3 protein-coding genes are annotated in these 1,368 nt (G+C 44.2%); all 3 read left to right on the plus strand.

What is annotated here, in order from left to right; translation table 11 throughout:
• A partial coding sequence (locus tag KDK19_RS24585; protein WP_368736475.1) for a type II toxin-antitoxin system MqsA family antitoxin occupies positions 1-88 on the plus strand: 88 nt, incomplete at its 5' end.
• 207 nt (positions 89-295) lie between these two features.
• Positions 296-619 carry a type II toxin-antitoxin system RelE/ParE family toxin gene (locus tag KDK19_RS18930; RefSeq protein ID WP_257275027.1) on the plus strand — a complete coding sequence of 108 codons (324 nt, stop codon included), beginning with the start codon at positions 296-298 and terminating at the stop codon, positions 617-619.
• A complete protein-coding gene (locus KDK19_RS18935) occupies positions 616-915 on the plus strand; it encodes a helix-turn-helix domain-containing protein (protein ID WP_257275026.1) in 300 nt (99 codons plus the stop codon). Before KDK19_RS18930 ends, KDK19_RS18935 begins: the two co-directional genes overlap by 4 nt.
• Positions 916-1,368 lie beyond the last annotated feature (453 nt).

The raw sequence follows: 1,368 nt of genomic DNA on the forward strand, positions 1-1,368 counted from the left end.
TGGCAAAACCAAACCACCACTTTCACTGGTAAAACTGTTCAGACTGCTGGACAATCATCCAGAGCTATTGTCTGAAATTCGTAGCTGAAATACTGACTTACTCAAACCCATCAACCGCCCAAAAAACGAAGCATTTCTCACAGTCTCTACCGCCTGCTCAGCAGGCAGATCAGTGATCATCTGTTTGAAAGTTTCAGCATCCCCGGTCTCCTCCATATATTGCAGCAAGCAGGCTCTTCACAAATATCAGGGAACTATTTCTTGCAAGAGTTATCAAGTATGATAACCTTTCTGTATGAAGTGGCGAATTACGTTTTACAGCAAGAAGGTAGAGGAAGAGACCCTGAGCTTCCCCGAGGGAATCTTGGCTAACTTCATCCATCTAGCTGAAATGATTGAAGAATTTGGCCCTGCTTTGGGCAAGCCATATACAGCTCCAATGGGTGATGGTCTCTTCGAGATCAGAGCAAAAGGCAAAGAAGGCATAGGTCGTTCTCTGTTTTGTCAGGTCAAGGGGCAAGAGGTCATCATCCTCAACTCCTACATCAAGAAAACACAGAAAACGCCTAAAAAAGAGCTGGATCTTGCCAAAAAGCGGATGAAGGAGGTCAAAAAATGACAAGACCAACATTTTCTGATTTCAAGAAAAAAGCTCTTGAAAATCCAAAAGTGAGGGCAGAGTACGAAGAGCTTGAGCTTGCTTATGAATTACGTAAGCAGCTTATTGCCCTTCGTAAAGAAGCAGGCTTAACCCAGGAAGAACTGGCTGAAATTCTGCATACGCAAAAAAGTAATATTTCACGCTTGGAGAATGTAAATTCTAAAACATCTCCAAAGTTGTCAACTATCGAAGATTATGCAAAGGCGATTGGGTATAAAGTAAAAATCAGTTTTGTGCCACAAGCTGCAACATAACAACTCTTCCAGTTCTTTCCGAGGCTGCGCCCCTCAACCCGACGACGTCATTGGCGGTGAGGCTGAACCAGACATTATGTTACCAGCCGATCAGAATGTCCCTGAGTAGGCATTATGTTTCCAACCGATAAGGATGTCCCTGAGTAGGTATGTTAGGTGTCTCCGTGCAATCTCTCAATATCTGCTATGCTGACTGCTTTCACAATAAATGATAACGAAACGCGGTATGTCACTGGAGCATCGTGCAGGGAGACTTGAATCCTATTTTGAATCGCTGGATAACGCCGTACACCGGCTCATCTAGATTACCGGGGAAACACATAAGATTGTAATGGAAAACCAGCGGGAAAATGGCTTGCGCTTTGCACAGCATGACCGTGAACTCTCAGAAATTAAAACTGCCATTGGTGCTCTTACTGAAGCCACCCATGCAGGCTTTAAACGTAGCGACGA

The organism is Endozoicomonas sp. ONNA1, assembly GCF_024606325.1.
Taxonomy (GTDB): domain Bacteria; phylum Pseudomonadota; class Gammaproteobacteria; order Pseudomonadales; family Endozoicomonadaceae; genus Endozoicomonas_A.